The organism is Dyella japonica A8 (assembly GCF_000725385.1).
In the GTDB taxonomy this organism is placed as follows: Bacteria; Pseudomonadota; Gammaproteobacteria; order Xanthomonadales; family Rhodanobacteraceae; genus Dyella; species Dyella japonica_C.
Genome location: NZ_CP008884.1, coordinates 1,977,031 through 1,997,885, shown reverse-complemented (window position 1 = coordinate 1,997,885; position 20,855 = coordinate 1,977,031). Strand labels below are relative to the sequence as shown.

The following is a 20,855-nucleotide window of genomic DNA, read 5'->3' as shown; positions in this document are numbered from 1 at the left end:
TGGCTATAAACGCAATTTCATGCCATTTAACGTAAATTTAAACGTTTCCTCCGGGCGTAAAAAAGCCCAATCGTTGAAAGATCGGGCGAAATTACGAAATCAGTTGTGACCGTCGGTCAGAACGGCAAAAGCCCCTTGTGTCCTGACCAACGCCGTAAGGTTGGCATAAGTATTTTACAAGATATTTACCGTGGGATCACGCAACTTCCACGATCCAATCGAGCACCCGGCCGAAAGAACACACACGCCCCATCACATCCTTGCGGCCATGCCGGCAAGGATGCGACGACGGAGGCTGCTTACTTGCCCAGGTAACGCGCGCGCTTGGCCGGCTTGAGGGTGGCCAGGTCCAGCATGACCAGGCCATCCACGCAGCCGGAGAAACCCGGGTCTTCGCCGAAGTCGAGGAATTGCACGCCCTCGGGTTCCACCAGATCCACATACTGGCGATAGAGCACCGGCAGGCTGACGCCCAGCGCGTCCAGATGATGCTTGAGCTTACCCAGGCCCGCCGCCGGGTCGAGTCCGGCCAGCGCATCGCGCACCAGGTCGATGACTGCCGGCGACACCACGAACGGCTGGCGCGCGGAGGCCAGCCCCGGCGCACCGAAGTAATGCTGGTGGGCGGCGGCGATCCACTCGCGCGCCTCACGCGGCAGGCTGACTGACATGCTCACCGGGCCGAACAGGTAACGCAGCTCGGCATGGCGCTGCAGATACAGGCCAATGCCCTGCCACAGCTGATCCAGCGCACGCGAACGCCAGTAGGCCGGCGCGATGAAGCTGCGGCCCAGTTCCAGGCCTTGCGACAGGCGCGATTCCAGTGCCGGTGAGTAGTTGAAAAGGCTGGAGGTATAAAGCGCGCCCATGCCGCGCTCGCCGATCAGGCGACCGCCATGGCCAAACCGATAGGAGCCGACGATGCGCAGCGCCTTCGGATCCCACAGCACCAAATGTTCGTAATGCGGGTCGTAGGCATCGAGATCGCGACGCGCGCCCGTACCCTCGCCCACCTTGCGGAAGGTGAGTTCGCGCAGGCGGCCGATTTCGCGCAGCACCGCGCTGTCCGAGGCGCCCTTGAACAACAGGATCTGCTTGCCGTCGTTGAGATCGGCCAGCTTTTCGGCCTGCGACTGCAGCTCCGCCACCACGCGCTCGGTCGGCTCCGGATGCGCCAGCGGCGCCTGGCCGCCAAAGATCAGGCCGCGATGACGACCCACGCGATAGACGTGGCGACGCATCAGCTTGGCGGCGCGCTTGGTCGAGCCGCCGCTGTGCTGCTCGAGCTCGTCGGCCGCCACCAGCGGACCCACGCTGAAGCCCACGCGACGGCTGGTGGGCGAAATCGCCTCGCGCGGAAGCATGGCGGTGCTCAGCGGCTTGGCCAGCATCGACAGGCCATAGAACATGGTCGAGTTGCGGGCGGAAATATGGATGGGCAGCACGGGAGCGCGGCTGCGCTGCGCCAGGCGCACAAAACCATCGGACCAGCGACCGTCGCTGACACCCGACGGCCCCACGCGCGAGACTTCGCCCGCCGGAAAAACGATAAGCGCTTCGCCGTTGTCCAGCGCGCGATAGATGTCGCGCATCTTCGAGGCCGCGCCCTTGCCGAACACGTCCACCGGCAGCAGCAGCTTGTGCAGCTGTTCGATCGACATCAGCCAGTCGTTGGCGAGAATGCGCACGTCGCTGCGCACGGAGCCGACCATCTGCAGCAGGGTCAGCGCATCCATCATGCCCAGCGGATGGTTGGCGACAATCAGCACGCCACCTTCGACGGGGATGTTCTCGCGTTCGCGGGGATTGACGAAGTAGCTGACGCCAAGCAGGTCCAGCGCGCGCTCGACGAAATCGAAGCCTTCGGCCTCACCAAGGGTCGTCAGCACACGGTTGAAGCCATCTTCATCGGCCAGCCGGCCCAGCATGCCAGCGACGGGTCGGCGGATCAGAGGATGTTGCGCCAACCATGGCAGACGTTCGGTGAGGGTCTGTTCAACGCTGAGCATGACCGCCTCCTAGGATTTCCCTAAATGCTGGTAGCGGATTATGACAGCAAGGTTATGCGGAAAGGACGAAAGATCGCATAGGCGACCTTAGGCCGCGTTTCAAACAGCCAGATGCAAATACGCTGCCACACCGCCCAGGAACATCTGCACCGACAGCGCGATCAGCAGCATGCCCATGACGCGCTCCAGCGCGGTGAGCACGCTCTCGCCCAGCCAGCGGAACAAATAGGTGGAACACAGCAGGATCACCGACGTGGCGAGCCAGGCGCCGAGCAAGGCGATGGCCCAATCCGCGGTGCGGCCCGGCTGGGTATTGGTGAGCAGCAACAAAGCGGCCATCGCGGAGGGTCCGGCCACGCCGGGAATCGCCATAGGCACGATGAATGGCTCGCCCTCGCCCGGCTTGCCGAAGATGCCGCCGCCGTCCGCCGGTGGAAAGACCATGCGGATGCCGATCAGGAACAGCACGATGCCGCCAGCGATGCTGATGGACTCCTGCCGGAGCTGCAGCAGCTTGAGGATGTGCTGGCCGCCGATCAGGAAGCCCAGCAGCACGCCCAGTGCGATCAGCAACTCGCGGATCATCACCTTGCGGCGACGCTTGGGCGGCACGTCCTTGAGCAGGCTCAGGAAAATCGGGATGTTCCCGAGCGGATCCATGATCAGGAACAGCAGGATCGCCGCCGAAAGCGTGGTCATCTGCACATCCATATCAGCAGGCCTCCTGTGTCATGGTCATGCCTGCCCACGCAGGTCGAGCGCCGCGCCACGCGCCGCCTTGCCCTGCCCGCTCAGCAGGTGCACCACGGCGTCCGCGGTGGCATCCGGCAACGGCTGGATCATGGTGTCCTCGCCGAAATACGCCGCGCGGCGCAGCGTCGTGCGCATCGGCGCGGGCAGCAAGGCATGCGCGCGCAACGACGACGACTCGGTTTCCTGGTGCAGGATCTCGACCAATCGTTCCAAGGCCGCCTTGGACACACCGTAGGCGCCCCAGTGCGCGCGCTGCACGAGCTCCGGGTTGTCGAGCACGAACACCGCGGCGCTGTCCGGCGCACGCGTCAGCAATGGCATGCAGGCCTGGGTCAGTGCGAACGGCGCGGACACGTTCACGTGCATCACGCGCAGCCAGTCGTCGGGCTTGTGCACGGCCAGTGGCGTCAGCTCCTTGAAGCTGGTGGCCGCATGCACGATGCCGTCGAGCCGACCGAAGTCCCGCTCAAGGCCATCGGCCAGGGCTTCGTAGTCGATGGGCGTGGCCACTTCGAGATCGAGCGGATGGATCACCGGCTCAGGCAAGCCCTCGCCGACCATCGCGTCATAGAGCTGCTCAAGCTGGCGCTTGCGGCGACCAGTGATGACCGCCGTGGCGCCGGCACGCGATACCGCACGCGCGACCGCGGCGCCCAGCCCGCCATACGCACCGGTGACCAGCACGACGCGACCCTCCAGCGAACCGGGTGCCGGGGTCCAGCTTTCCGGCAGACGAACCAGGGGCAGCGCCATCAGGAATCGGCTCCTGCCACGTCAGCGGCCATGCGCGCGAGCTCACCGGAGGCCTTGAGGTCCTCGATGATGTCGCAGCCGCCGATCAGCTCGCCCTGGATGAAGAGCTGCGGAAAGGTTGGCCAGTTCGCGTAATGCGGCAGCGCCGCACGGACTTCCGGATCGGCCAACACGTTGACGGCATGAAACTGCGCGCCCGCCTCCGTCAGCGCCTGCGCGGCGCGGCTGGAGAAGCCGCACATGGGGAACTGCGGCGTGCCCTTCATGAAGAGCACGATGGCATGTTCGGCCAGCACGGCCTTGATTCGCTCGTTAACGTCCATAACTCGGATGGTTCATCGCTACAATGCACGTAGATCGGTAGTGTATCAGTCGCGCACGGGTCGCCGTCTTCTCGGCCATTCCAGCCCGACTCCCTTCCTCAGCCAACGCCCAGGAGCCACACCATGGCCTTCGAACTCCCCCCCTTGCCCTATGAAAAGAATGCGCTGGAGCCGAACATCTCCGCCGAAACGCTGGAGTACCACTACGGCAAGCATCACCAGGCGTACGTGACCAACCTCAACAACCTCGTCAAGGGCACCGAGTTCGAGAACGCCTCGCTGGAGGACATCATCAAGAAGTCGTCCGGTGGCGTGTTCAATAACGCCGCCCAGGTCTGGAACCACACCTTCTACTGGCACTCGCTCAGCCCGAACGGCGGCAAGGAGCCGACCGGCAAGCTGGCCGACGCCATCACCAAGGCCTTCGGCTCGGTAGAGAAGTTCAAGGAAGAGTTCACCAAGTCGGCCGTAGGCAACTTCGGCTCGGGCTGGACCTGGCTGGTGCAGCGTCCGGACGGCTCGCTGGGCATCGTCAACACCTCCAACGCCGCCACGCCGATCACCGGCAGCGACAAGCCGCTGTTGACCTGCGACGTGTGGGAACACGCGTACTACATCGACTACCGCAACGCTCGTCCGAAGTACATCGAGGCGTTCTGGAACCTGGTGAACTGGGACTTCGCGGCCAAGAACCTGGCCTGATCCTTCCGGGGAACTCAAAAAAACGGGGCCAAACGGCCCCGTTTTTTTGGCGCTCCCACCTGATCACTGTGGGAGCGCACCCTGTGCGCGACACATGCGAAGCGATGCCTGCGTACTGCGAAACCCCATGACAGGAGTACTCCGCAACTCTGCGGTCGCGCACAGGATGCGCTCCCACAAGAACGGGGCTATGGCGCGTTCTTCTTTTCCGTCAACTTGCCGACCGCCGGCTCCGCCTGCTGGTCGCGGCCCAGCGCATGCGCAATGCCAGACAGGCGCTCCACCAGCTGGCTCGCATCCGGCGCACACACCGTGGCATGTCCCACCTTGCGGCCGACGCGCGGCTGCTTGCCGTAGTCGTGCCAGTGCGCATCCACGGCTTGCAGCACGGGGGCCGCGTCCGGCAGCTCACCGATCCAGTTGAACATGGCGGACAGGCCACGCGCGGAGGTCGCGCCCAGCGGCAGGCCAAGCACGGCACGCACATGGTTTTCGAACTGGCTGGTGAGCGCGCCCTCGATGGTCCAGTGACCGGAGTTGTGCACGCGCGGCGCCATTTCGTTGCCCAGCAGCTCGCCGTTCTTCACGAACAGTTCGAGTGCGAACACGCCGACGTAGTCCAGCTTCTCCGCCAGGGTACGGGCAAGGCCGGTCGCCCGCTCCTGCAGGGCCACAATGTCCGATGCCGGTGCCAGGCTGAGCGACAACACGCCATCGGTATGCCAGTTCTGCGTGAGGGGCCAGGTGCGGAAATCGCCGTCGCGGCTGCGCACGGCAATCACCGACAGCTCGCGGTCGAACGGAACGAAGGCTTCCAGGATCAGGCCATGTGCCTGGGCCTGTGCGCCCAGCGCTGCCCACGCCGCATCGGCATCGGCCAGCGTCTTGATGCGGAACTGACCCTTGCCGTCGTAACCAAGGCGGCGGGTCTTAAGGATGGCGGGGGCGCCGATGGTCGCCAGGGCGCGATCGAGATCCTCGCGCGTATCGACCGCCTGAAATGCCGGCGTCATCAGGCCGCATTCGCGGAACAAGGTCTTTTCGGCCAGGCGATCCTGCGCCACGGCGAGTGCGCGCGGCGCCGGGAACACGGCCACGCGCGTGGCGAGCCAGTGCGCGGTTTCCGCCGGCACGTTCTCGAAATCGAAGGTGACCACGTCCACCTGGCGGGCGAAATGGTCCAGCGCGTCGTAGTCGGTCCAGTCCGCCACCACCAGCGGGGCGACCTGTCCGGCGCAGGCATCAGCGGCGCTGTCGACCACCAGCGTCTTCACGCCCAGCGGAGCAGCCGCGAGCGCAAGCATGCGGGCCAGCTGGCCGCCGCCGAGAATGCCGAGAACGGGTTGGCGACGGTCGGTCACGAGCGGGGATCCGGGTTGTCCAGCACGGCCTTGGTCTGGCGGTGGCGATAGGCGTCCAGCGCAGCGGCAATGGCCGGGTCATGCAGGGCAAGCACCGAGGCGGCGAGGATGCCGGCATTGACGGCGCCGGCACGGCCGATCGCCAGGGTGCCCACCGGGATGCCGGCCGGCATCTGGGCAATGGAAAGCAGGGAGTCCATGCCGTTCAGCGCCTTGGACTGCACCGGCACGCCGAACACGGGAAGGCGGGTCTTGGCCGCCAGCATGCCCGGCAGGTGGGCGGCGCCACCGGCACCGGCAATGATGACCTGGATGCCGCGACCAACCGCTTCGTCGGCGTACTGGAACAGCAGGTCGGGCGTGCGGTGCGCGGAAACCACCTGCACCTCGTGCGCCACGCCCAGTTCGGCCAGCACGCTGGACGCGTGCTCCATGGTTTCCCAGTCCGAACGGGAGCCCATCACAACACCCACGCGCGGCGGGAGGGAAGTCGAGGTCATGACCCAAGCCATCCAAAAGGGTTATTGTACGGACTTTCCGCGTCTCGGCACGATCCCGCTCACCATGGACAAACGCCTGCTCGATATCCTCTGCTGCCCGGTCAGCAAGGTTCCCGTCCGCCCTCTCCAGCGCCAGGAGCTCGACGCGCTGAACAAGGCCATCGCGGCCGGCCAGGTCCAGACCGTGGCTGGCGTGGCCGTACAGGCAGCCCTGTCCGAGGGGTTGGTGACCACCGACCGCAAGGTCATCTACCGGGTCGAGGACGGCATCCCCGTGATGCTGCCCGAGGAAGGCATTGGCACCTTGCAACTCACTGACTTTCCGGCGGCCGCCTGAACCCTGCCCGGGCTGAGGGCATCGAAGAAACCTGCATCTTGTGAACGTGTCGACATATATCGACACGCTGAATGACAGCGGACATCGCCATCCCTTATTGTAGGCTGGCGTATTGTCGTATGTAGCTGAATGCACGTCGGCATCACTTTCAGGGGGTGAGGCGATGAAAGACGCCAGTGAACCATCCAACATCGTGAGCCTGACCCAGCGCCTGGACCCCTCCAGCGAGCGCGGAGGCGCCCTCTTGAACACCGTCCGGGACATTGCCGGCCGTCGCCTGCAGATTTTGATCAACGGCATGTTCGAACATGTCGACGATGCCCTCTTCGACCTGGCCGAAAAGGCGGAGAACAACGCGGCACAGATGCACTACTTCGACGGCATGCGTGAAGTGCGCAAGCGCCGCCCGATGGTGGAGCGCAGCTTTCTGTCGCAGATCTCGCGCGAACTGACCGATTTCGCCACCAGTTACCGCCACAACACCGGCAACGGCATTCCGCTGCCGCCGGGCACCGTGGAGCTGACGCTGGTCGCCGACAACGAGCTGGAAGAATCGCTGGCCATCACCAGCATGATCGGCAAGAACGAAACGCGCCTGACGCGCGACCTGTTCGCCGTGAACCAGCGTCTTTCCGTCATCTACGGCGGCCTCAAGATCGAGGACAGCATCAATCCGGTGGGCCCGGCCGCCTTGTCGCAGGCCTTCCGCCAGGCGATGCGCGAACTCAACGCCGAGATGCGCGTCAAGCTCATCATCTACAAACTGTTCGACCGCTACGTGCTGGCTTCGCTCGACGAGCTCTACCAGGAGATCAACGCCGAACTGGTGCGTGCCGGCGTACTGCCGCAACTGCGCCAGGAAGCCTCGCGCTCCGGTAATGCCGCGCCGCGCACGGCGGGAACCGCTGCCCAGGCAGATGGCACGGAACAGGGTGAGGCCACCTTCCTCGCCGACGACGAAACCGGTGCGTCGAACGAGCTGATCCAGACCCTGCGCACCTTGTTCAGCGCGCGCCGCACGGTGCCCGCGGGGGGCGTGCGCCTGCCCGCCGGCGCCATGCAGCTGCCCAGCGCCAACGAGCTGATCGGCGCATTGAGCGTGCTGCAGAGCCAGGCGGCGATCAGCCAGCAAATGCCGCTGAGCGCCGCCAATGCGGCCGAACTTGCCGGCGAAGTGCTGCAACTGAAGGAGCACCTGCTCGCCCAGATCGGCTCCCTGCGCGGCGAGAAGCCGAGCCAGGTGTCGACCATCGACGAGGACACGATCGATCTCGTCGGCATGCTGTTCGAGTTCATCCTCGAAGACCGCAACCTGCCGACCGACATGCAGGTGCTGCTGGCGCGCCTGCAGATTCCTTACCTCAAGGCCGCCATCCTCGACCGCAAGCTGTTCGCGCATCGCCAGCACCCGGCTCGCCGTCTGCTGGACGCACTGGCCGACGCCGCCAAGGGCTGGTCGGCGGAATCCGATCGCGACCATCGCCTGCACGACAAGATCAAGTCCATCGTCGACCGCCTGCTGCAGGACTTCGACGATGACATGACCATCTTCGAGCGCCTGTGCGCCGAACTGCAGGAATTCCAGGACATCAGCCGCCGCCGTGCCGAACTGGCCGAGCAGCGCGTGGCCGAATCCACCCGTGGCCGCGAGAAGCTCGAGCAGGCGCGTCGCCGCGCCGCGCGCGAGATCCTCAGCCGTATAGAAGGCCACAACCTGCCGCCGCTGATCCACGGCATCCTGTCGCGCGCGTGGGCCAACTACCTGGTGCTGACCATCCTGCGCCAGGGCGAGGAATCTAGCGAATTCCGCGACGCCCTGCGTTTCGCCAACGACTTCATCGACAGCACCAAGCCTGCGCGCACGCTGGACGAGCGCCGGGCCCTGCGCCAGATGCTGCCCGGCATCGAGCGCGCATTGCGCCGTGGCCTGGCCAACGTGGCGTTCCAGGAGAGCGATATCGATCGCCTGCTGGCTCAGTTGCACACGTACTATCGCCACCAGCTCGGCGAAGCCGTGCCGGAGGCCGAGGTGCAGGCGGTGGAAGAATCCACCACCCTGCCCATTCCCGAGAGCATCCAGCCGATCGCCGAATCCGAAGCGGAATTGTCCCGCTCCGAACCGGAAGTCGAGCCGCCGGCCGACACCCCGGAGATGCAGCTGGTGGCCGAGCTCAAGCCGGGCACGTGGCTGGAGTTCGTGACCGGCCCGGAAACCATCGAGCGCGCCAAGCTCTCGTGGATCAGCCCGATGAGCGGCCGCTACCTGTTTGTGAACCGCCGCGGCCTGAAGGTGGCGGACTACGCACCGCACGAACTGGCCCAGGCACTCGCCAGCAACACCGCTCGCGTGCTTGAATCCACCGCGCTGTTCGACCGCGCGCTGGATGCCATCGTCGGTCGCCTCAGCCAACCGGCCACCGCACAAGCCCCGACCGAATGACTTCAGCACAACTTGTTTCACCGCCCGCCGAGCTGATCGCGGCGGATGTAGAGCGCGCCTTTGCCGAGGACATCGGCACTGGCGACGCCACCGCCGACCTGCTGCCCGCCAACGCCTCGGCCAGCGCCACGCTGACCTGCCGCGAAGACGCCGTCATGGCGGGCATCGACTGGTTCAACGCCTGCTTCCGCCGGCTTGACCCGCACGTACAGATCGAATGGTCCGTGCACGATGGCGATCGCGTCGCTGCGGGCTCGGTGATCTGCCGCCTGCGCGGAAACGCGCGGGCGCTGGTCAGCGCGGAGCGTTCCGCGCTCAACTTCCTGCAACTGCTCTCCGGCACGGCCACCACCACGGCCGCCCACGTCGCCGCCGTTGCCGGCAGCGGCGTACGCGTGCTCGATACGCGCAAGACCGTGCCCGGCCTGCGCCTGGCCCAGAAATACGCCGTGCGTTGCGGCGGGGGCCATAACCACCGCGTGGGCCTCTACGACGCCATCCTGGTGAAGGAGAACCACATCATTGCCGCAGGCAGCATCAAGGCCGCCGCCGAGGCGGCCCGCCGCCTGCACCCTACGCTGCTGCTGGAAATCGAGGTGGAGAACCTGGACGAACTGCAGCAGGCGCTGGATGCCGGCGCCGACCGCATCATGCTCGACAACTTCACCCTGCCCCTGATGCGCGAGGCCGTCGCCATCGCCAAGGGACGGGCGCAGCTGGAGATCTCCGGCAACGTGGACCTGTCCACCATCGGTGACTACGCCGGTACCGGCGTGGATTTCATCTCGGTGGGCGCGCTCACCAAGCACGTCCGCGCGGTGGACCTGTCGCTGCGCCTGCAACTGGACTGAGCGGGATGCGCCCCGGCACCGGGGCGCCCCAGGCGCAGGGGTTTGCGTTCACATCGCGCCTCTTGCAAGCCGGCTTCAACGCCTACACTCTCGCGGCATGAGTGAGCTTCCCGACCTGGTTTTGCTGCTGGGGCTGCTGGCCGTCGTCGGCCTGTGGCTCAAACTTGCCCGTGGCCGCGAGCAGGCCACCCAGGAGGCGCGCCTGCAATGCCGCCAGCACGGCCTTCAACTGCTCGATGAAAGCGTGGGGTTGCGCGGTGTGCGGCTGCTCCGCCAGCACGGGCAGCTGCTGCTGGAACGGTGCTACACCTTCGAGGTGAGCATCGACGGCAACGATCGCGAGCCGGGAAAGCTGTGGCTCATCGGCCGCACGCTCAGCGGCATCAGCCTGCCGACCATCCAGAGCCACCTGCCCGGCCTGCTCGCCGAGCACACAGCCCCGCCGGCGGCGACGGACAACGTCGTTCCGCTACGTCCGCGGCTGCATAAGGACAACACGCTGCATTGAGCCTGGCTGACGCGCCTTGCCACGCCGGCCCGGGGCCGGCATGGCATGGCGGGATTACTTCACCACGCGAAGGAACGGCGCGTTGCGCTTGGGCTTTTCGCCGGTCTGATCACCGTCCGAGGGCGGCGGCGTATCGTCCGGATCGGGTGAAGACGGCGGCGGCGGATCCCCGCCCTCTTCGGCGGGAAACATCATGCCCTGGCCGTTTTCCTGCGCATACAGCGCCAATACGGCCTGCACCGGGATATGGATGTTGTGGCTCACGCCGGAGAAGCGCGCCTGGAAGCTGATCCAGTCATTGCCAAGGTCCAGACTGGCGACGGCACGCATGGCCAGGTTCAGCACGACCTGCCCGTTCTTGATGACCTGGGGCGGCACCCGCACCCCATCCCTCGTCGCATCGACAAGGATGTAGGGGGTCAGGTTGTTGTCGGTGATCCAGTCGTAAATCGCCCTGAGCAGATAGGGACGATTGGAGGACATCGGCGGGAACTTGTCGTCGGTCATGCAAAAGCCTGTGGAGGGCGCCGCCCTTCGGGACGGGGCCCGGTGGCGCCTAATGGATCGTGGCAGTGTAATGCCAAGCCAAGGCAAGTTGTCGCAGTGGCGCCATAAAGCCCTCCCGGTGGGCCTGGCCCCGGGGTACCCGGCCAGCGTCAGGGGCGCATGGCTTTTTCTTCAGAGGTCATGCTGCGGGCATAGCCCTGGCTGGCGAACAGGCGCTCGCCGTAGTCAAGGATGGGCTTGCCCTCCCGCCCCAGGTCCACGCCCAGCCAGGGCAGGCGCCAGACGACCGGCGCCACCAGGCAATCGGTCAGGCTCATTTCCGGGTTGAGGAAGAACCGCGATGCCTTGAACAGCGGCAGTGCGCTCAGCAGGTGTTCGCGCAGCCGCTTGCGGGCGGCATCCGCGGGCTTCCCGCCGGCCTTGATGGTGTCCACCTCGGGCAGCCAGTCCAGTTCGATCCGCACGGTGGCCAGGCGCAGGCGTGCCCTGGACAAGGGGTCGATCGGCATCAGCGGAGGATGGGGATAGCGCTCGTCGAGGTATTCGCAGACGACCGCCGTGTTGTAGAGCGTCAGGTCGCGATCGACCAGCGTGGGGGTGGATCCGTAGGGATTGAGGTCCAGCAGGTCTTCCGGCGGCTTGGCGGGGTCGACCATCACCCTGTCGTAGCTGACGCCTTTGGCGGCGAGCACGAGGCGTGTCCGGTGGCATTGGATGCCATCTGCCGTGGTGTACAGGGCGAGTGCGGTACGCGAACGAGCGCTTTGAACCATGCGCGATCTCCCCATCGACATGACGCGATACGGCGGCCACAGAACCCATCCGTGGCCGCCGTACCGTAGGCTCCCGAAAGTGACGCCTTAGTGGACGTCCTTCCAGTACTCCTTCTTTAGCAGATATGCCAGGAAAGTGAAGCCCGCCAGGAAGAGGAGTACCCAGATGCCGTAGCGCTGGCGCTGGAGGGCGGCAGGCTCGGAGGCGTATTCCAGGAAGTTGGTCAGGTCACGGGCCGCCTGCTGGTACTGGGCCGGCGTGAGCTTGCCCGGCTGCGAGAGCTCCAGTTTCTCGACGTCGTCGCTGCCTTCCTTCTTCACGGCCGTCTGGATGCCCTGCAGCTCCCACAGAGGGAACGGCATCGAGGCATTCGGGAACACCGTGTTGTTCCAGCCCACCGGACGGGTCGGGTCGACATAGAACGAGTTGAGGTAGGAGAACACCCAGTCGGGCCCCTGCTCCTTGGCGCGGACTTCCAGCGACAGGTCCGGCGGCGCCTTGCCGAAGAACTGCTGGCCGGAATCCTCGGGCATGTGCGAGATCACCGGGTCGCCGAACTTGGCGCCGGTGAAGTTGAGGTTCTTCATCACCTCGTCTTCGGACAGGCCCAGGTCCTCGGCCATGCGCGAGTAGCGCACGTACTTCAGCGAGTGGCAGCCGACGCAGTAGTTGAAGAACAGCTTGGCACCACGCTGCAGGGAGGCCTGGTCGCGGATGTTGTTGCCCGCGGCCTGGAAGCCACCCTCTTCCGCCGCCACCGTGGTGGTGACGCCGGCAACCAGTCCAACGGTGAGCGCGAACGAGATAAAGATCTTCTTCATCGGGAACAGTCGCTTAGTCATGGTCAAACACCACCCGCTCCGGGACCGGCTTGGTCTTTTCCCTGCCACCGCGCGTGTAGAACCACAGGAACACGAAGTACCCGAAGTAGATGAAGGTCATCACGCGGCCGAAGGCGTTCTCGGCGGCCGTAGCGTCAGCCGGGAACCATTCGAGCGCCAGCTCACCGATCACGCCCGCACCCACCATGGCCAGGCCAATGAAGGAAGCGGCAAAGGCCATCAGCGCCACCTTGAAGCCGGTGCCGCGGTAACGGATGGAACGCACCTTGCCCGCATCGATCCACGGCAGCAGGAACAGCAGCGCAATGGCGCCGAACATGCCCAGCACGCCCCAGAAGGCCGTGCCGAAGAATGACGGGATCATGCGCAGGATCGCGTAGAACGGGGTGAAGTACCACGACGGCTTGATGTGCGTCGGCGTCACCAGGTTGTTGGCCGGAACGAAGTTGTCGTGTTCCAGGAACCAGCCACCGAAGGTCGGCGCGAAGAAGATGATGAACGCCGCGATGATCAGGAAGAAGCCAACACCGAAGGTATCCTTCACCGTGTAGTACGGATGGAAGGGAATGCCATCGAGCGGCGCCTTCGGATCCCAGCGATTGCCCTTCGGGCCATGCTTGGTGTCGACGCCGTCCGGGTTGTTCGAACCCACTTCATGCAGCGCGGCCAGGTGCAGCACCACCAGCAGCAGCAGCACGATCGGCAGCGCGATCACGTGCAGTGCGAAGAAGCGGTTGAGCGTGGCATCGGCCGGCAGGTAGTCGCCCATGATCCACTCGACCAGCGAGCCGCCGATCACCGGAATGGTGCCGAACAGCGAGATGATCACCTTGGCGCCCCAGAACGACATGTTGCCCCACGGCAGCACGTAGCCCATGAAGGCCTCGGCCATCAGCGCGAGGAAGATCAGCATGCCCAGCAGCCACACCAGCTCGCGCGGCTTCTGGTACGAGCCGTACATCAGGCCGCGGAACATGTGCAGGAACACCACCACGAAGAACAGCGAGGCACCCGTGGAGTGCATGTAGCGGATCAGCCAGCCCCACTCCACGTCGCGCATGATGTACTCGACCGAGTTGAAGGCTTCCGCCGCACTCGTCTTGTAGTTCATGGTGAGGAAGATGCCGGTGACGATCTGGTTGACCAGCACCACCAGTGCGAGCGAGCCGAAGTAGTACCAAAGATTGAAGTTCTTCGGCGCGTAGTACTCGGTCATGTGCTTGCGGTACATGGGCATGAGGCCCGGCGCCCGCTCGTTGACCCAATCGCCGATTCGCGTGATCACGTTGGCCATCAGCCTGCCTCCTTCGGATCCACGCCAACCTGGATGTGCGTGTCGTCAACGAAATGGTACGGAGGCACCAGCAGGTTCTTCGGTGCCGGAACGCCCTGATAGACGCGACCGGACATGTCGTAGCGCGACTTGTGGCAGGGGCAGTAGAAGCCGCCCTTCCAGTCCGGATCGAACGGCTCGGGCTTCATCACCGGCACGAAATCGGGCACGCAACCCAGGTGGGTGCAAAGGCCCACCAGCACCAGCCACTCGGGCTTGATGGAACGTGTTTCGTTCTGCGCGTACTTGGGCTGCTGCTCTGCCGAACCGGAGTCGGACTTGGCGTCCACCAGGCGTGCATCCTGGCTGGGCAACGCATCGAGCTGCGCCTTGGTGCGGTTGACCACGAAGACCGGCAGACCGCGCCAGGGGTAAGTCACCCGCTGGCCTTCTTCGATCTTGCTGATGTCGACGGTGACGGGGGCGCCCGCGGACTTGGCCCGCGCACTGGGTTCCCACGACTTGATGAAGGGCACGACTGCCGTGACGACTCCCACACCACCGACCACGGCCGTGGTCGCTGTGAGGAAGCGGCGGCGGCCGTGATCGACGACTTCGTTCGCCATCAGGCTCTCCGGTACTTATGCCATTGAGACGCGGAACTTAATGAGTTCCACAGGTGCTTGCCAAGCGCGTCGATCAAGTCCGACAGCATGAGATTACATGCTGCGACCGGAAAATCCCCCTAAGTCTCCCCCTTAGAGAACAGCAGGCACGCGCGGTACCGGCACGATGAGCATGCAGCAGAGCCACAGGCTTCCGTTGTCTGGCGCCTAGCGCACCGGGGCAACCCCGGGACAACCCGCTTCGCAAGCGCCAGTAGAGTCTGGCTCCCGCAAATCGGGTTAGTGTAGCGACAGGGCATGGCTCGTACAATAAAACCGCCGCGCCTGCGACACCTGTACACACCGCTCTCTAACACCTTGCCGCGAAACGCTTTAACGACATGAAACATGCCGCTGGCACGCTCGCATTCATCGCCCGCTTCGTCGTGCTCGGGCTGGCGGCTGCCTTTGTCATCAGCCTCGCCTGGCCCAATGTGGGCAATCGTCTGAGAGAACGGTTCGGGGTTTCGCACACCACCACGGAGCAGACAGGCGCACCGGCACCCGTGCGCACCGGCGGCCCGATCTCGTATGCCGATGCCGTCGCTAAGGCGGCGCCATCCGTGGTGAACATCTACGCCAACAAGATGGTGACCGAGCAGGCGGTGCAGATGTACACCGACCCCGTGCTGCAGCGCCTCTTCGGCGGCCGCCCCGCCGGCCCCGCCTACAAGCGGCGCGAGCAGAGCCTGGGTTCGGGCGTGATCGTCCAGCAGGGCTATGTGCTTACCAACAACCACGTGATCGCCAACGCCGACGACATCCAGGTGCTGCTGTACGACGGCCGCGTGGCCAAGGCCACCGTGGTTGGCGCCGACGTGGAGACCGACCTCGCCGTGCTGCGGATCGACGCAGGCAACCTGCCGGTGATCCATATCGCCGACCAACACCCCTCGCGCACCGGCGACGTGGTGCTGGCCATCGGCAATCCGCTGGGCCTCAACCAGACGGTGACCATGGGCATCATCAGCGCCATCGGCCGTCAGCTCAACACATCGAGCCCCGAGGACTTCATCCAGACGGATGCGGCGATCAATCTTGGCAACTCCGGCGGCGCACTGGTCAACACCGAAGGCGAACTGGTCGGCATCAACACGCTGCTGATCGGCAAGGCCGCCAACGCGGAAGGCATCAGCTTCGCCATTCCCGTGGCCAGCGCCAAGCGCGTGCTCGACCAGATCATCGACACCGGCCACGTGGTGCGGGGCTGGATGGGTGCCGACTACACCTTCGTTCCCGTCGCCGCCGACAGCGGCCTGCCGGCGGCGGCGCGCGGCGCGCAGGTGACCGACGTCTATCCCGGCGGCCCCGCGGCGCAGGCCGGCATCCAGCCTCACGACATCCTGCTGCGCATCGGGTCGGAAGACATCGTCGATCCGGCTGACTTGCGCCGACATGAAGCGGCATTCAAGCCCGGCAGCAAGGTGGAAGTCTCCGGCCTGCGCAACGGCGCACCGTTCCACACCGAAGTCATTCTTGCCCAGCGTCCGCCGATGACGCCAACGGCATCACTGGATGGCTGACACCCTGGCGGCCGCGACCGGCACGCGGCCGCCGGACGGATGGATGGCCAGACCGTAACGCCTGCGCAGCGTGCCCACGCGCTCGACGTAAACCTGCGTTTCGGCGAACGGCGGCACGCCGTTGTATTTCTGCACGTTCGCCGGGCCGGAGTTGTATGCCGCCGCCGCGAGGCGCTCATCGCCATTGAAGGTACGTATCAGCATGCCGAGATAGCGCGCGCCACCGCGTATGTTCTGCGCGGTATCGAACGCATCGCGCACGCCCATGTCGGTCGCCGTGGCTGGCATCAACTGCATCAGGCCCTGCGCCCCCTTGATGGAGAGCGCCCGCGGATTGAACGCACTCTCCGCATGGATGATCGCGCGCAGGAAGGCTTCGTCGACGCCCGACTCCTGGCTGGCCAGACGGATCACGTCCGCATAGGCCTCCAGGTTCAGCGCCACCGAGTCCCAGCGGATGTTGGAGTGCAGGTTGCACGCGACGCAGGTAGCGATGTAGCTGAAGAGCATGGTCACGTCGCGACCATGCTCGCCCGCCGGCCGAAGGTTGGTGTACTCCACGCTGCCATCCTTACGCACCACGCGATAGACCGCGCCGCGCAATACACGGCTGCCGTCATCGGCGACGTTGGCGACGGGCTTGTCCGGCGCCGAACTGGTTCGGGCGGGACTGGCCTCGCTGTAGCTCCACTGCCCCGGCTTGCCGGCAGGTGCCGGAGCAGGCGCGGGCGCAACCACGCGCGCGGTCGTTGCCACGGAATCCTGCACCCACGCGAGCGAGGCGGATTGCGGTGCACTCACCGGCGCGACCTTGCCGGCCGTGGTACCCACCGAACCCTTTACCCCGGCAAATGAAGGGGCCGCAACCGTCGTGGTTGCCGGCTTTTTGCGTACGGGCTCGGGCGCCCCGGCGATGCGGCTGCAGCCCTGGTAGCCCGCGGCGCTGCTGCTGAAGACGACCTCACCCGAGGAACCGGTGCACCGGTAAAGCGCGCCCGCGTGTCCCGCCGCCGGCCATATCGATAAGCCGGCGAGCATCGCGCAGGCGGCCACCAGCCGCCGCATCGGTGCGCGCAGCCGCGATGGGGGCAGCCCGCTCACGGACTTCCCTCGGGCCGCCCAGCCTTGGCGGCGGCCTCATCCCGGTCGTGCACCGACATCGATCCCCCTTCGCCGACTCCTCCCGGTATGCATGGCAAGTACCGGGCCCGGCGGCAGTGTGCTCCCGCGCTGGCCGCCCGCCAAGCAGGACAGGGCCGATTCGTGCGTCAGCGCCCGTTTCCGGGCCTCACAAAGCCCCGGTCGGCACGCAAGTGATTGATCTGCCTCGACGGATCCAGTGGCAACAGGGCTCCCGGGCGCGTAAACTGTGCGGTTCGGCGAGCACCCAGCCGCCCCAAGAACCACGGTACTGCGCCCATGACCGGCAAGCTTTTCATCAAAACCCACGGCTGCCAGATGAACGAGTACGACTCGGCCAAGATGGCCGACGTGCTCAAGGCCTCGCACGGTCTGGAACTGACCCAGGACGAGTCGGAGGCGGACGTCATCCTGATCAACACCTGCTCCATCCGCGAAAAGGCGCAGGAAAAGGTCTTCAGCCAGCTCGGCCGCTGGAAGGAGCACAAGCAGGGCGGCAAGCCGGTGCTGATCGGCGTAGGCGGCTGCGTGGCCTCGCAGGAAGGCCAGGACATCATCAAGCGCGCGCCGTACGTGGACCTGGTGTTCGGCCCGCAGACGCTGCACCGTCTGCCGGAGCTGATCGAAGCCAAGCGCGCCACTGGCAAGCCGCAGGTGGATATCAGCTTCCCGGAGATCGAGAAGTTCGACCGCCTGCCCGAGCCGCGTGCCGAAGGTCCGACCGCCTTTGTGTCGATCATGGAAGGCTGTTCCAAGTACTGCTCCTACTGCGTGGTGCCCTACACCCGCGGCGAGGAGATCAGCCGCCCGTTCGACGACGTGATCGTGGAGATCGCCCAGCTCGCCGAACAGGGCGTGCGCGAAGTCACCCTGCTCGGCCAGAACGTCAACGCCTATCGCGGCCCCACGCATGACGGCGGCACCGCCGACCTCGCCGTGCTGATCCACGCCATCGCGCAGATCGAGGGCATCGGCCGCATCCGCTTCACGACCTCGCACCCGCTGGAGTTCTCCGACTCGCTGATCGAGGCCTACGCCAACGTGCCGCAACTGTGCAATTTCCTGCACCTGCCCGTGCAGGCCGGCTCCGACCGCATCCTGACGGCGATGAAGCGCGGCTACACGGCGCTGGAGTTCAAGCAGAAGATCCGCAAGCTGCGCGCGGTGCGTCCTGACATCTGCATTTCCTCGGACTTCATCGTGGGCTTCCCCGGCGAGACGGACGAGGATTTCGAGAAGACCATGAAGCTGATCGAGGACGTGGGCTTCGACCAGAGCTTCTCCTTCATCTTCTCCTCCCGCCCCGGCACCCCGGCTGCCAATCTCGCCGACGACACCTCGTCCGAGGTGAAGCACGCGCGCCTGGCGCGCCTGCAGGCCAAGCTCAACGACAACGCCCGCCAGATCAACGAGGCGATGGTCGGCACGGTGCAGCGCGTGCTGGTGGAAAAGGTCAGCAAAAAGAACGCCAACGAGCTCACCGGCCGCACCGAGAACATGCGCTTCGTGAACTTCCCCGGCCACACCCGCATGATCGGCCAGTTCGTCGATGTGGTGATCACCGAGGCGATGAGCAACTCGCTGCGCGGTCGCCTGAAGCTGGCTGACGACGGCGTCGCACTGGCCTCGTGACGGCAGCCCTGTCGATACGCGAAATCGCGGCCGACGAGTTCTCCCTCGTCTGGCCGCTGTTCCACAGCGTGGTCGCTGCCGGCGACACCTACAGCTACCCACCTGACCTCACGTTCGAGCAGGCGCGCGACTGGTGGACCTCGCCGCCCACCCGTTGCTTCATTGCCGAACGCCACAAGCTGGTGCTTGGTTGTTACATGCTTCGCCCCAATCAACCAGGACTGGGTGACCACGTCGCCAACGCCGGCTACATGGTTTCAGCGGCGGCGCGTGGGCAGGGCGTGGCCTCGGCCATGTGCGAGCATTCGATGGCGCAGGCTCGCGACGCGGGCTTCACCGCCATGCAGTTCAACTTTGTTGTCTCGACCAATACCACCGCGGTGCGCCTGTGGCAGCGCCTCGGCTTCCGCATCGTCGGGCAGGTACCGGGCGCATTCCGCCACGCGGCACACGGCCCCACCGATGTCTACGTGATGCACCGGCATCTTTGACACTTCCCATGAATAACGGCCTGAATCAACGCGACTTCTCCCTCGAGCCGGAAGACAACGCCCGGCTGTCCAACCTCTGCGGCCCCTTCGACGAGCACCTGCGCCAGATCGAGCTGCGCCTGGGCGTGGAGATCAACCACCGCGGCAGCCTGTTCCAGGTGATCGGCGAGGAAGGCGCCTCGCGCGTGGCGGAGAAAGTGCTGCGCGCGCTTTACGCCGTGACCGAGAACGAATCGCTCAACGGCGCGAAGATCAACCTGCACCTGGCCGACTCCGGCATCGACGCCATCGTCAACGACGTCGCCGAAAGCGCGCAGGAAGTCGCCATCAAGGTGAAGCGCGGCGTGATCAAGGGACGCGGCCCCAACCAGGCCCGCTACCTGCACGCCATCACCACGCACGACATCAGCTTCGGCGTCGGCCCGGCGGGCACGGGCAAGACCTATCTCGCCGTGGCCAGCGCCGTCGAGGCGCTGGAAGCCAACCGCGTGCAACGCCTGCTGCTGGTGCGCCCCGCCGTGGAAGCCGGCGAGAAGCTGGGCTTCCTGCCTGGCGATCTCTCGCAGAAGGTCGACCCGTACCTGCGCCCGCTCTACGACGCGCTGTACGAAATGCTCGGCTTCGAAAAAGTGGCCAAGCTGATCGAGCGCAACGTGATCGAAATCGCCCCGCTCGCCTACATGCGCGGCCGCACGCTCAACGACTCCTACGTCATCCTCGACGAGGCGCAGAACACCACCGTCGAGCAGATGAAGATGTTCCTCACCCGTATCGGCTTTGGTTCGGTCGCGGTGATCACCGGCGACGTCAGCCAGATCGACCTGCCGCGCAACGTGCGCTCGGGCCTGCGCCACGCCATCGAAGTGCTGCGCGGCGTGGACGGCATCAGCTTCACCTTCTTCACCTCGCGCGACGTGGTGCGCCATCCGCTGGTGGCGAAGATCGTGCGCGCCTATGAAGCCTTTGAGCAAGCTTCCGAGGAGCAGCCCAAGTGAGCACGCCACTGACCATCAATGTCGGTTACGCCGCTTCGCGCAAGGGCGTGCCCACCTCGGCCAGCTTCCACCAGTGGGTGGAGGCCGCGCTGCGTGGCGCGAAACGGCGCAAGGCGACGGAGCTGTCCATCCGCATCGTGGATACCAAGGAAGGCCGCCAGCTCAACCACGACTACCGCGGCAAGGACTACGCCACCAACGTGTTGTCGTTCCCGGTCGAGCTTCCGCCTGGGGTGAAGCTGCCGCTGATCGGCGACCTGGTGATCTGCGCGCCGGTGGTGACGCGCGAGGCCGCCGAGCAGGACAAGCCCGCCCGCCATCATTGGGCGCACATGACGGTGCACGGCGTACTCCATCTGCTGGGGTACGACCACATCGAGGACGCCGAAGCCGAGGAAATGGAGGCGCTGGAAACGCGCATCCTCGCCGGCCTGGGTATCGATGATCCCTACACCATCGACGACGCAGGCTGAACA

The 20,855-nt window shown here is 65.5% G+C and carries 22 protein-coding genes; 10 read left to right on the top strand and 12 right to left on the bottom strand.

All coding sequences use genetic code 11. The features are described from left to right. Positions 1–299 precede the first annotated feature (299 nt). From HY57_RS08235 to grxD, 4 genes are all read right to left on the bottom strand, one after another. The gene (locus HY57_RS08235; protein ID WP_019467360.1) at positions 300–2,009 is read right to left on the bottom strand and encodes a GNAT family N-acyltransferase; all 1,710 of its coding nucleotides are present in this window, start codon (positions 2,007–2,009) and stop codon (positions 300–302) included. A 99-nt stretch (positions 2,010–2,108) separates the two neighbouring features. Beyond that, the gene (locus HY57_RS08230; protein ID WP_026034296.1) at positions 2,109–2,708 is read right to left on the bottom strand and encodes a YhgN family NAAT transporter; all 600 of its coding nucleotides are present in this window, start codon (positions 2,706–2,708) and stop codon (positions 2,109–2,111) included. Positions 2,709–2,744: 36 nt separating this feature from the next. Continuing rightward, positions 2,745–3,515 carry an SDR family NAD(P)-dependent oxidoreductase gene (locus tag HY57_RS08225; RefSeq protein WP_019467358.1) on the bottom strand — a complete coding sequence of 257 codons (771 nt, stop codon included), beginning with the start codon at positions 3,513–3,515 and terminating at the stop codon, positions 2,745–2,747. Continuing rightward, positions 3,515–3,838, bottom strand: coding sequence for a Grx4 family monothiol glutaredoxin (gene grxD, locus HY57_RS08220; protein ID WP_019467357.1), 324 nt, complete (start codon positions 3,836–3,838; stop codon positions 3,515–3,517). Before grxD ends, HY57_RS08225 begins: the two co-directional genes overlap by 1 nt. Before the next feature lie 123 nt (positions 3,839–3,961). Between grxD and sodB the strand changes: the two genes are divergently transcribed. Beyond that, positions 3,962–4,540, top strand: a complete 579-nt coding sequence (sodB, locus tag HY57_RS08215; protein WP_019467356.1) for a superoxide dismutase [Fe] — start codon at positions 3,962–3,964, stop codon at positions 4,538–4,540. A gap of 188 nt (positions 4,541–4,728) precedes the next feature. Here sodB and HY57_RS08210 read toward each other — a convergent pair whose 3' ends face one another. Then, a complete protein-coding gene (locus HY57_RS08210; RefSeq protein WP_019467355.1) occupies positions 4,729–5,901 on the bottom strand; it encodes a 5-(carboxyamino)imidazole ribonucleotide synthase in 1,173 nt (390 codons plus the stop codon). Continuing rightward, positions 5,898–6,401 carry a 5-(carboxyamino)imidazole ribonucleotide mutase gene (gene purE, locus HY57_RS08205; RefSeq protein ID WP_026034294.1) on the bottom strand — a complete coding sequence of 168 codons (504 nt, stop codon included), beginning with the start codon at positions 6,399–6,401 and terminating at the stop codon, positions 5,898–5,900. The genes HY57_RS08210 and purE overlap by 4 nt, the downstream gene beginning before the upstream one ends. Before the next feature lie 64 nt (positions 6,402–6,465). Between purE and HY57_RS08200 the strand changes: the two genes are divergently transcribed. The 4 genes from HY57_RS08200 (at position 6,466) to HY57_RS08185 (ending at position 10,537) form a co-directional block, all read left to right on the top strand. Further along, on the top strand, positions 6,466–6,738 hold the full coding sequence (locus HY57_RS08200; RefSeq protein WP_026034293.1) for a Trm112 family protein: 273 nt from the start codon (positions 6,466–6,468) through the stop codon (positions 6,736–6,738). A gap of 163 nt (positions 6,739–6,901) precedes the next feature. Further along, positions 6,902–9,178, top strand: coding sequence for a DUF1631 domain-containing protein (locus HY57_RS08195; protein ID WP_019467352.1), 2,277 nt, complete (start codon positions 6,902–6,904; stop codon positions 9,176–9,178). Beyond that, complete coding sequence (nadC, locus tag HY57_RS08190; RefSeq protein WP_019467351.1) at positions 9,175–10,029, top strand: carboxylating nicotinate-nucleotide diphosphorylase; 855 nt, start codon at positions 9,175–9,177, stop codon at positions 10,027–10,029. The genes HY57_RS08195 and nadC overlap by 4 nt, the downstream gene beginning before the upstream one ends. A 97-nt stretch (positions 10,030–10,126) precedes the next feature. Beyond that, complete coding sequence (locus HY57_RS08185; protein ID WP_019467350.1) at positions 10,127–10,537, top strand: DUF3301 domain-containing protein; 411 nt, start codon at positions 10,127–10,129, stop codon at positions 10,535–10,537. A 54-nt stretch (positions 10,538–10,591) separates the two neighbouring features. Here HY57_RS08185 and HY57_RS08180 read toward each other — a convergent pair whose 3' ends face one another. The 5 genes from HY57_RS08180 to petA form a co-directional block, all read right to left on the bottom strand. Then, positions 10,592–11,044 (bottom strand): ClpXP protease specificity-enhancing factor, encoded by a 453-nt coding sequence (locus HY57_RS08180; RefSeq protein ID WP_019467349.1) that lies wholly within the window; start codon positions 11,042–11,044, stop codon positions 10,592–10,594. A 149-nt stretch (positions 11,045–11,193) separates the two neighbouring features. Continuing rightward, entirely contained in the window at positions 11,194–11,817 is a 624-nt protein-coding gene (locus tag HY57_RS08175) for a glutathione S-transferase N-terminal domain-containing protein (RefSeq protein ID WP_019467348.1), read from the bottom strand. An 87-nt stretch (positions 11,818–11,904) separates the two neighbouring features. After that, positions 11,905–12,660, bottom strand: coding sequence for a cytochrome c1 (locus tag HY57_RS08170; RefSeq protein ID WP_100218292.1), 756 nt, complete (start codon positions 12,658–12,660; stop codon positions 11,905–11,907). After that, positions 12,653–13,954, bottom strand: a complete 1,302-nt coding sequence (locus HY57_RS08165) for a cytochrome b (protein WP_019467346.1) — start codon at positions 13,952–13,954, stop codon at positions 12,653–12,655. Before HY57_RS08165 ends, HY57_RS08170 begins: the two co-directional genes overlap by 8 nt. After that, a complete protein-coding gene (petA, locus tag HY57_RS08160) occupies positions 13,954–14,559 on the bottom strand; it encodes a ubiquinol-cytochrome c reductase iron-sulfur subunit (RefSeq protein ID WP_019467345.1) in 606 nt (201 codons plus the stop codon). Before petA ends, HY57_RS08165 begins: the two co-directional genes overlap by 1 nt. A gap of 380 nt (positions 14,560–14,939) precedes the next feature. Between petA and HY57_RS08155 the strand changes: the two genes are divergently transcribed. After that, a complete protein-coding gene (locus tag HY57_RS08155) occupies positions 14,940–16,121 on the top strand; it encodes a S1C family serine protease (RefSeq protein WP_019467344.1) in 1,182 nt (393 codons plus the stop codon). Here the strand turns inward: HY57_RS08155 and HY57_RS08150 are convergent. After that, a complete protein-coding gene (locus tag HY57_RS08150; RefSeq protein ID WP_235186633.1) occupies positions 16,107–17,222 on the bottom strand; it encodes a lytic transglycosylase domain-containing protein in 1,116 nt (371 codons plus the stop codon). The genes HY57_RS08155 and HY57_RS08150 overlap by 15 nt on opposite strands. A 318-nt stretch (positions 17,223–17,540) precedes the next feature. On the opposite strand from HY57_RS08150, the gene miaB reads away from it, so the two are divergent. From miaB to ybeY, 4 genes are read left to right on the top strand one after another with little or no spacing between them, the layout of a single operon-like run. Beyond that, positions 17,541–18,893 carry a tRNA (N6-isopentenyl adenosine(37)-C2)-methylthiotransferase MiaB gene (gene miaB, locus HY57_RS08145; protein WP_019467342.1) on the top strand — a complete coding sequence of 451 codons (1,353 nt, stop codon included), beginning with the start codon at positions 17,541–17,543 and terminating at the stop codon, positions 18,891–18,893. After that, a complete protein-coding gene (locus HY57_RS08140; protein WP_019467341.1) occupies positions 18,890–19,384 on the top strand; it encodes a GNAT family N-acetyltransferase in 495 nt (164 codons plus the stop codon). Before miaB ends, HY57_RS08140 begins: the two co-directional genes overlap by 4 nt. Before the next feature lie 8 nt (positions 19,385–19,392). After that, positions 19,393–20,379, top strand: a complete 987-nt coding sequence (locus HY57_RS08135) for a PhoH family protein (protein ID WP_019467340.1) — start codon at positions 19,393–19,395, stop codon at positions 20,377–20,379. Beyond that, complete coding sequence (gene ybeY, locus HY57_RS08130; RefSeq protein WP_019467339.1) at positions 20,376–20,852, top strand: rRNA maturation RNase YbeY; 477 nt, start codon at positions 20,376–20,378, stop codon at positions 20,850–20,852. The genes HY57_RS08135 and ybeY overlap by 4 nt, the downstream gene beginning before the upstream one ends. Positions 20,853–20,855 lie beyond the last annotated feature (3 nt).

Excerpts from the sequence above, each read along its gene's own strand:
- HY57_RS08230 (WP_026034296.1), bottom strand. The coding sequence starts at position 2,708 with ATGACCACGCTTTCGGCGGCGATCCTGCTGTTCCTGATCATGGATCCG.
- HY57_RS08235 (WP_019467360.1), bottom strand. The coding sequence starts at position 2,009 with ATGCTCAGCGTTGAACAGACCCTCACCGAACGTCTGCCATGGTTGGCG.
- HY57_RS08165 (WP_019467346.1), bottom strand. The coding sequence starts at position 13,954 with ATGGCCAACGTGATCACGCGAATCGGCGATTGGGTCAACGAGCGGGCG.
- HY57_RS08175 (WP_019467348.1), bottom strand. The coding sequence starts at position 11,817 with ATGGTTCAAAGCGCTCGTTCGCGTACCGCACTCGCCCTGTACACCACG.
- petA (WP_019467345.1), bottom strand. The coding sequence starts at position 14,559 with ATGGCGAACGAAGTCGTCGATCACGGCCGCCGCCGCTTCCTCACAGCG.
- HY57_RS08135 (WP_019467340.1), top strand. The coding sequence starts at position 19,393 with ATGAATAACGGCCTGAATCAACGCGACTTCTCCCTCGAGCCGGAAGAC.
- nadC (WP_019467351.1), top strand. The coding sequence starts at position 9,175 with ATGACTTCAGCACAACTTGTTTCACCGCCCGCCGAGCTGATCGCGGCG.
- HY57_RS08155 (WP_019467344.1), top strand. The coding sequence starts at position 14,940 with ATGAAACATGCCGCTGGCACGCTCGCATTCATCGCCCGCTTCGTCGTG.
- HY57_RS08195 (WP_019467352.1), top strand. The coding sequence starts at position 6,902 with ATGAAAGACGCCAGTGAACCATCCAACATCGTGAGCCTGACCCAGCGC.
- HY57_RS08170 (WP_100218292.1), bottom strand. The coding sequence starts at position 12,660 with ATGACTAAGCGACTGTTCCCGATGAAGAAGATCTTTATCTCGTTCGCG.
- purE (WP_026034294.1), bottom strand. The coding sequence starts at position 6,401 with ATGACCTCGACTTCCCTCCCGCCGCGCGTGGGTGTTGTGATGGGCTCC.
- HY57_RS08185 (WP_019467350.1), top strand. The coding sequence starts at position 10,127 with ATGAGTGAGCTTCCCGACCTGGTTTTGCTGCTGGGGCTGCTGGCCGTC.
- grxD (WP_019467357.1), bottom strand. The coding sequence starts at position 3,838 with ATGGACGTTAACGAGCGAATCAAGGCCGTGCTGGCCGAACATGCCATC.
- HY57_RS08225 (WP_019467358.1), bottom strand. The coding sequence starts at position 3,515 with ATGGCGCTGCCCCTGGTTCGTCTGCCGGAAAGCTGGACCCCGGCACCC.
- miaB (WP_019467342.1), top strand. The coding sequence starts at position 17,541 with ATGACCGGCAAGCTTTTCATCAAAACCCACGGCTGCCAGATGAACGAG.
- sodB (WP_019467356.1), top strand. The coding sequence starts at position 3,962 with ATGGCCTTCGAACTCCCCCCCTTGCCCTATGAAAAGAATGCGCTGGAG.
- HY57_RS08180 (WP_019467349.1), bottom strand. The coding sequence starts at position 11,044 with ATGACCGACGACAAGTTCCCGCCGATGTCCTCCAATCGTCCCTATCTG.
- HY57_RS08200 (WP_026034293.1), top strand. The coding sequence starts at position 6,466 with ATGGACAAACGCCTGCTCGATATCCTCTGCTGCCCGGTCAGCAAGGTT.